Source organism: Dialister sp. UBA1703 (assembly GCA_002320515.1).
Lineage (GTDB): Bacteria > Bacillota > Negativicutes > Veillonellales > Dialisteraceae > Dialister.
Genome location: DCJJ01000018.1, coordinates 1 through 7,572 on the forward strand (window position 1 = coordinate 1; position 7,572 = coordinate 7,572).

At 44.7% G+C, this 7,572-nt stretch carries 7 protein-coding genes; 3 read left to right on the forward strand and 4 right to left on the reverse strand.

What is annotated here, in order from left to right; translation table 11 throughout:
* Positions 1–88: 88 nt before the first annotated feature.
* The 4 genes from B2Y11_RS00890 to B2Y11_RS00905 all read right to left on the reverse strand — a co-directional run bounded on the left by B2Y11_RS00890 (position 89) and on the right by B2Y11_RS00905 (position 4,099).
* A complete protein-coding gene (locus B2Y11_RS00890; protein WP_291054911.1) occupies positions 89–1,183 on the reverse strand; it encodes an amidohydrolase in 1,095 nt (364 codons plus the stop codon).
* Positions 1,184–1,202: 19 nt separating this feature from the next.
* Positions 1,203–1,706 carry a YjiG family protein gene (locus tag B2Y11_RS00895; RefSeq protein WP_291054913.1) on the reverse strand — a complete coding sequence of 168 codons (504 nt, stop codon included), beginning with the start codon at positions 1,704–1,706 and terminating at the stop codon, positions 1,203–1,205.
* Positions 1,696–2,397, reverse strand: coding sequence for a nucleoside recognition domain-containing protein (locus B2Y11_RS00900; RefSeq protein WP_291054915.1), 702 nt, complete (start codon positions 2,395–2,397; stop codon positions 1,696–1,698). Before B2Y11_RS00900 ends, B2Y11_RS00895 begins: the two co-directional genes overlap by 11 nt.
* A gap of 376 nt (positions 2,398–2,773) precedes the next feature.
* Entirely contained in the window at positions 2,774–4,099 is a 1,326-nt protein-coding gene (locus B2Y11_RS00905; protein WP_291054917.1) for a hypothetical protein, read from the reverse strand.
* Positions 4,100–4,299: 200 nt separating this feature from the next.
* Here B2Y11_RS00905 and B2Y11_RS00910 point away from each other — a divergent pair, with 200 nt between their 5' ends.
* From B2Y11_RS00910 to B2Y11_RS00920, 3 genes are read left to right on the forward strand one after another with little or no spacing between them, the layout of a single operon-like run.
* Positions 4,300–5,454 carry a M20 family metallopeptidase gene (locus B2Y11_RS00910; RefSeq protein ID WP_291054920.1) on the forward strand — a complete coding sequence of 385 codons (1,155 nt, stop codon included), beginning with the start codon at positions 4,300–4,302 and terminating at the stop codon, positions 5,452–5,454.
* Between the two features lie 38 nt (positions 5,455–5,492).
* Complete coding sequence (locus tag B2Y11_RS00915) at positions 5,493–6,140, forward strand: nucleoside recognition domain-containing protein (RefSeq protein ID WP_291054923.1); 648 nt, start codon at positions 5,493–5,495, stop codon at positions 6,138–6,140.
* The gene (locus B2Y11_RS00920) at positions 6,140–6,637 is read left to right on the forward strand and encodes a nucleoside recognition domain-containing protein (protein ID WP_291054926.1); all 498 of its coding nucleotides are present in this window, start codon (positions 6,140–6,142) and stop codon (positions 6,635–6,637) included. The genes B2Y11_RS00915 and B2Y11_RS00920 overlap by 1 nt, the downstream gene beginning before the upstream one ends.
* Positions 6,638–7,572 lie beyond the last annotated feature (935 nt).

Genomic DNA, 7,572 nt, shown 5'->3' on the forward strand with positions numbered 1-7,572 from the left:
CTGATAGGCTTTTCTGTCTTTTTTTGTGTGTAAACTGCATATAAAAACGGGCAATCAAATGATTGTCCGTTTTTATACTTGGATTTAATTATCCCAAAATCTTTTTTACAAGTCCAACATGAAGTTTCACGCCGTTTGGCAGAGCAGAGTGGTCAAAATGCATGTTAGGATCATGGAGACCGGGCTGGGCATCTTCTCCCAATGCAATGAAGCCTGTTTTCAGTTCAGGCTTTTCTTTTGGATACCAGAAGAAGTCTTCACCGCCGGCAGTAGTGATGGGTGGAATCAGAGCCTGTGACCCCAGTTCTTCCTTAATTACCTCAGCGATAATATCGGTTACTTCCAGAGAAATAATGGATGCTGGTGTACTGTGAAGTATGTTTTCTACAGCTTCGGCGCCAATAGAGGCAGCGGCGCTTTTAGCAGCGTTGGTAAGTTTCTTAATCATAAGATCCATTACGTCATTGCTCTGGCTGCGAAGGTCGAAGGTAACAGTAGCATTGCCAGGTACTGCATTGGGAACACCGGCGTCAGCATGAATCTGGGTAGCTTTCAGGTTGTATACCACATTGGAGTCAAAGCGGAGGGCGTTAGCTGCTGCGACTACGAGGCATGCTGCGTCAAGAGCGCTGACACCAAGGTAGGGGCGAGCACCATGGGATTGTTTGCCAATGATATCATAGCGGATATGGGTAGCGGCGCTATAATAAAGTGCAGGAGCTGCCTGGCCTACGCGGCATTCTTGAATTGGCCTTCCATGCATTCCGATAAGAATATCGATGTCGTCAATGGCACCGCCTTTCAGCATGGAAAGGGCACCTTCACTTGTTTCTTCTGCAGGCTGAAAGAGGATTTTCAGTTTTCCTTTATGTACCAGTTTCTGTTCTTTGATGATTTCTGCGGCAGTGAGAAGCATGGCCATGTGTCCGTCATGTCCACAGAGATGAGCAGCTCCACCATCCTTAGTGCCTAATGCGTCCATATCAGCGCGAAGGCCAAGAACCGGTCCCGGTTTACCGCTGTCATAGACAGCGACAACCCCAGTGCCGCCACCGATGTGTTCCTGTACTTCATATCCCATTTTTTTCAGGTGGTCTGCAATGTAAGCAGAAGTTTTGAATTCATGCATGCCGATTTCCGGCATTTTGTGTAAATCTTCAAAATAAGTAAATACGTCAGCCATAATGATTTCCTCCTTAAAATCAGCCAAAGATGGCCATATATATTTTCATGGCAAACATGCCGATGACTGCATTGAAAATGCTGATTAGCATGAGCATGGGCCAGTATTTTTTAGGAATATCGGCTGTGCCCAAAAGTCTCCCCATATACTGAATCTGGGAGGCCATTAAAAGAAGGGCCGGCATAAGGATTGCGATATGATACTCATTAATTACACCCTGTGTATAAAATGATGCAGCAATACCCACACCAGCAGAACAAGAAAGCCAGGTGGTCAGAAGAATTACGATAGCCTGTCCGGGAAGACCAAAGATGGCCATAACCGGTCCAAACCAGTGACCGATGAAGTCCATAATACCAAGAATATTTAAAATATAGGCAATGACATAGGCCATGATGATGTTTGGAACCAGGTTCTGGGTTCCTATGGTCCATCCTTTGCGTGCTCCTTCAATGAAGATGTCAAATACGTTGGGCTTATTCTGTTTTGCGTTTTCCTTTGTGCTTACCGCTTCATTTGCCATGTTTAAAGTCTCCTTTGTAAATAGTATCTAATGCAAAACGACAGATAACGGCACCGACGAATTTCATTACGAAAATGATAGCTAATGGAATGAGAATGGGACAGGCCATAAATCCGAAGAGTGCACTGGCTATAGCAAAGTAGTTGTTAATCATACCGGCTCCTGAATATTGCCATGCAGCAATGATGGTTTCTTCACGTTTATCAACAAGGCCGAGATCATAAAGTTCTTTGGTAAGTGCAGCACCGGCATCCGTACTTTGCAGGTCAGTTATCAGAGTAAGGCCTACGAGTCCAGGTACATCCATCAATGGCTTGAACAAAGGTGTCATCAGTTTCTGAGCGGCAGACAGGGCACCATAATGCTGGAGAATGTTTACAATACCGATAGCAAGCATAATTGATGGGATGAGTGACAGAGCAAATAAGAATCCGGCTCTGGCACTGACGCCGCCGGCTCCGACAAAGGTGTTCTTGGCCGGATCCTTCATTGTGCCAAACTTGCCAATCAGTGTGCTGTAGTCAAAGGCTTTTAGCCATTCATAGCCCTGAATATGGGCAAATACCCCGGCAAAAATAAGAATGCCAAGAATCAAAGCAATAATTCCTCCTGTTGTGAATTTTGGGAGGGCAGTAAACTTTTTAGCTCTTTCATCAGCGCTTTCGAGCTGTTCTTCTTTCTTGTCTTCCATTGGTTCTTCTCCTGATTCTTAAAATTTTCTATCTTTTTGAATTCGTAAAAACCGGAATTGTATTCAGCTCCTTTTCCTGTCCGGATACGAAAAAAGGCCACATGGATAAACATACAGGCATGGATGCGTGTACGTTTACCATATGACCCCATTGTCATGATTGATTAACTTGAAGTGAAGATAGAAGTTGCATTTAAATTTAAAGTATATGCACTATATTGTCAAGTGTTTTCCCCAAATATATGATTTTAATATGTTGTTATGAAAGAAAAATATTTATTTAAAAATTGGAGGAGAATAGGGGAATAATAGAGTACAAAAAGAGATAATCGGTCTGGATTAGCTCTTTTAGCTTAATGGATTGGTTAGAAAGTGGTTATTTAAGGGTGGGAAATTTCTCAAAACGAAGTTCTATGATGCGGCTGGGTCTGCCGCGTTGTTTGGGAAAAGTATGACCTTTTTCCAGACAGCAGCCGCAGTCGATGAGTTTCAGGATAATTCTGTTCATTGTCCTTTTACGAATGCCTGCTGCATCGGCCAGCTCTGATGGGGTAAAAGTATTTCTATGTTCATGTCCGCACAGGTTATACATGCTTTTCAGGTAGTTAAAGCTGATGCCGGTTTTTCTGGCAAGTGTAATCAAATAATCCGGGGTTTCCTGCACAGGGGCGGCATTGCCACGGTGAATAGGGCCTATAAGGCTTTCTTTTTCGCCTATGAAATAGGCGCAGTTTCCGCCATGGGCAGTGGAGTTATACATGGCTTGGCGGGCCCGTTCCTGGGCTTTTAGCACGGTGGTTCCGCAGCCTATGCCTACGGAAAGTGTTAAGTCTGATGCATCAGAGGCAATTCTGAGAAGATCGAGCTGAGTAAATTGATGGGTGGATGCTTCCAAGGATTGTCTAGTGGTAAAAATCAGGTATTCATCCAGACCCATGGGGACACAGGATGCATTGAGCCCGTAGGAATAAGCATAAATCTGAGCTGCGGCGTTGAGTTTTGACTTGGTGAGGGATTTTGAATCGGACGTTCTTATCGAGAAATATTGGGGAGCATTGATTCGGACAGCAAGCACGGCCATTGCGTTTTCATTATTAAGATGGAATTTTGAAGAGGCAGCAAGTTCTTGAACGGTTTGCCTGGTATCCTCAAAGCAGGGAATCAGATAATAGACAGGAATATGATTCCTTTTTAAAATTTCATAGGATACACTGAAAATGGTGGCACAAAAGGAGGCATGCCCTTTTTTATATTCTTCTATCATAAGTTCTGCATTTTTTTCCATGTATCCTTCAGCAGTAAAAGTTCCATAGGGAATCATGGTGACAGAGTATTCATCTGGTGTGATTCCTGCTCCATCTAATGCATGTTCAAAGTAGGGCTTATTCTGGTAATCTGTTATAAAGTGAGGCTGATATCCATCATGAAATGCTTTGGCAAGTATGCGAAGAAATGCGGCAGGAGATCTGGGAATGCTGAGCCATGGAACTACCGGTGTCATCTGCCTGGCGGCCCAACGGCGTGCGGTTTCACCCATAAAAAGCAGTACGTCGCACTGATTCTGCTCGCCACCAAGGATGTTGGGGAGATCTATGGGTCGCTTATATGGAAATGAGATGAACTTAATATCCGGGAAATCAGCAGAAATTCGTTTCATTGATTCTTCCAGCCATACTTCCGGCCCTACCATGCCGATACGCATTGGAATATCCTCCTTTTCTCACTGCAATAAATGATTTAAAGTCTTGATTTAATCCTATTAGGGTCATCCGTTTTGCTATATTATATCAGCAACTTGAAAATTTGTGTATGTAAACAGTAAGGGAGCTGCGTAGAGATATGTATTATGCTATTTCTGCGCTGTTTTTTTTACACAATGCTAATTACAGGAGGCTGGGGAGTATGGAAAAGAACTTAAGAGAATTATTTTGTGAAGCAGAAGCTGCCAAAGAAGAGATGATGGAGACCTGGAAATTCCTTGTCAATCGCGATTGCGGTTCAGGAAACAAGGCAGGTGTTGACCAGGTAGGTCGGGATATCAAGGCTGTCCTCGAACCTTTAGGATTTAAGGTTCGCTTTCATGAATATGAAAAAGTGGGAAATATGCTGGTAGCCGAATATGGTGACATGTCTAAACCTTTTATTGTCTTGACCGGTCATATGGATACCGTATTTGCGGATGGGACGGCAGCTAAACGACCTTTTACGGTGGTTAATGGAAGGGTAACAGGCCCTGGATGTCTGGATATGAAAGGCGGAGTTACCATTCTGCTTTATGCTGTTAAATTTTTGACAGGTGCCGGATATGACAGATATCCATTGAAAATTATTCTTGCCGGTGATGAAGAGGTTGGTCATAATCAGTCAAATGCGGGGAATGATTATTTGGCCGAAGCAAAAGGGGCCGTTATGGGGTTTAACCTGGAAACAGGTTTCATGGATAATGGCATTGTGGTTGAGCGTAAAGGCTGCTGCCGTTTTGAATGGGATTTCCAAGGGGTCGGTGCCCATGCCGGAAATAATCCGGAAGATGGCAGGAGTGCGGTGCAGGAAATGTGTCACAAAGCCATTGATATGGAAGGTTTAACAGATTTCGAGGAAGGTACTACTGTTAATGTGGGAGTGATTTCCGGCGGTACTGTAGCCAATGCGGTTCCTGAACATGCACACTGCATTGTAGATGTCCGCTTCCGGTCGGAAAAGGGATTAAATCGTATTATTGATAGCTTTAAGAAAATTGCTTCCAGACAGTATATTCCGGATACGAAGACCACATGCAGATTAACAACACGGATTGAAGCTATGGAACGGCTGGATTCCTCGCTGGAATTATTCAATAGAGCAAATGATATTGCTGTGAAGAATGGACTTCCTGAAATGAAGGCTATTGCAGTCGGAGGCGGCAGTGATTCTGCTTATTTGACAAAGGCGGGAATTCCAACACTCTGTGCATTGGGAGTGCGTGGGCAGTTCAATCATACCGAAAGGGAATGGGCTGTTGAAGATTCACTGATTGAAAGAGAAAAGCTGCTTCTTGCACTTTTAATGAAATTATAATTTTGCCTGGCGTTAATGGAAAGTGAGTAGGATGGTAGATGGAAGATAAAAAGGATTATAAGGTAACATGGAAAGGATGGCTTTCACTGGCTTTTCTGATTATCCTGTTTTCAGGAACCATGGCAGATCAGACCGGATTTCTGAAAGCCTTTGATTTAAATTCATTGGTAGGAGCTTTTGGGAAAGCAGAAGGGGCAAAAGTATCGTTTATCGGGACCGGTGGATTTGGTGCCAAAGAAGGGATGATGGTAGGGCTTTCTCTGATTCCTACTGTTATGGTTGCACAGGGACTTATGGATGTATGTGAGAGTTATAGCGCATTAAAGGCGGCAGCTCGCCTCTTTCAGCCGATTCTTCGTCCGCTTCTGGGCTTGCCTGGGACTGCGGGAATTGCTTTTGTATCCAGTTTTACCAGTTCTGATGTAGGAGCTTTCCTGACGAAAGAAATGTATGAAAAAGGTGAAATCACTGATGATGAGCGGACTGTCTTTGCATCTTATCAGTATGCCGGTTCAGGAACGATTAATAATACCATTGGTGCCGGTGCGGCACTTGTACCGATTTCTATCCTTCCTGTTGGAGCGGTGATTGTACTTATTATTATTGTTAAAATCCTGGGCGCTAATCTAGTACGCATGTATCTGAAATACTATCATAGGAAATATCCGGAAGGAGGACAGGCATAATGACAGCAGCTCCAGTAGAAGAAAAAAAGGCAAAACCATCAGCTCCGGAATTATTTATGCAGGGGGCTAAGAAAGGGTTTTATATTGGGGTAGAATTGATTGTCCCCGCCATGGTTATGGCATATTCGCTTCTTGCTTTTTTGAAATACTTGGGGATTATGCCTGTTATTGGTCAGATTCTGGGACCGGTTATGAGTATTTTCGGCCTTCCCGGTGAAGTATCTCTGGCACTTCTGGCTGCTTTTTTTGCCAAAGCGGCAGGCGCTGCTACAGCAGCGTCCCTGTATGCGGCGGGTACGATTACAGCTGCACAGGCTACCATCTTATTTCCTGCCTGCATTACCATGGGTACGCTTATCGGCCATTTTGCCCGGGTTATCCTGGTTTGCCGCGTGCGGGCAGTATACTACCCTGTTATGTTTCTGATCCCTATCATTGATGCCGTAGTTGTTATGTGGATGACGAAGGCAGTTCTCTTTTTCCTCGGTATCAACTAAGATAAGATTTGATTTTTCCTGCACATATGAAGTGTGGAATGAACATAGTATAATTTTTTTTCGCAGATAATCTCCCCTTGACATTTCCCGTATCCGGTGCCAAAGTATTCACAACAAAGCGATGAAGAAAAGAGTAGGCATTCTGATAACGGCCAAGCGAGTCCGGAGAGTGAGAGCGGACACGGATAAGGTGCTGAAGTGCATTTCTAAGTTAGGCAGGCTGAACGGTAGTAAGCCTTCCCGGGAACTCCCGATACAGAGTCAGGGTTTGTTAGAACCTTTCAAGGTATGTCCGGCGACGGGCATATGAAATTGGGTGGAAACACGAAGCGCAGCTCTCGTCCCTTAGGGGACGGGAGCTTTTTGATTTCAAGAAAGAAAGGATGAAAAGGAATGGGCAGACTGATTGCTAAGAAACTGAACGAACTGGAATGGGGGCTGGCAGGCTGCCTGCTGTTTCTGGGCATCTCTTCTCCGGCGTTTCACCGGTTTTATAGGAAGTAAGTTTACCGGCTGACAGGGATCGGAAAGACTTCGCCTTGGGAAAGGCAGAACGGGAACGGGTGCCCGATTCGCAGAAGTTTCATGACTCTGGGCAGAGGAATGGGAGCGGGACTTTACAGCCTGCATCCCTTATGCGCCGGGGCTTCGTCCCCGGCAGCATATTTTAAAAATTTCATGATTGACAGGCGAGGATGAAGGCGAGTGCCTTTTCCAAAGGAAAGCGAGTCCGGATGGTGGGAGCGGACAGGGAAGAGGAAGTGCATTTCGGAGCTGATGGGCTGAAGTCAGCAGGCCATACCGGGAGACGCCCGTTACAGCGCAGGGGTATAGGAAATAGATTTCCGGGACGTACCTTGTAAAGAAGTGATGATTCAATCATTGTCTGCCTTTATCCTTATGCAGGCAGATACTAGGGAAGCACTGATTAATTC

Coding starts and splice junctions, on each gene's coding strand:
- B2Y11_RS00905 (WP_291054917.1), bottom strand. CDS start 4,099: ATGCGTATCGGCATGGTAGGGCCGGAAGTATGGCTGGAAGAATCAATG.
- B2Y11_RS00900 (WP_291054915.1), bottom strand. CDS start 2,397: ATGGAAGACAAGAAAGAAGAACAGCTCGAAAGCGCTGATGAAAGAGCT.
- B2Y11_RS00915 (WP_291054923.1), top strand. CDS start 5,493: ATGGAAGATAAAAAGGATTATAAGGTAACATGGAAAGGATGGCTTTCA.
- B2Y11_RS00895 (WP_291054913.1), bottom strand. CDS start 1,706: ATGGCAAATGAAGCGGTAAGCACAAAGGAAAACGCAAAACAGAATAAG.
- B2Y11_RS00910 (WP_291054920.1), top strand. CDS start 4,300: ATGGAAAAGAACTTAAGAGAATTATTTTGTGAAGCAGAAGCTGCCAAA.
- B2Y11_RS00890 (WP_291054911.1), bottom strand. CDS start 1,183: ATGGCTGACGTATTTACTTATTTTGAAGATTTACACAAAATGCCGGAA.
- B2Y11_RS00920 (WP_291054926.1), top strand. CDS start 6,140: ATGACAGCAGCTCCAGTAGAAGAAAAAAAGGCAAAACCATCAGCTCCG.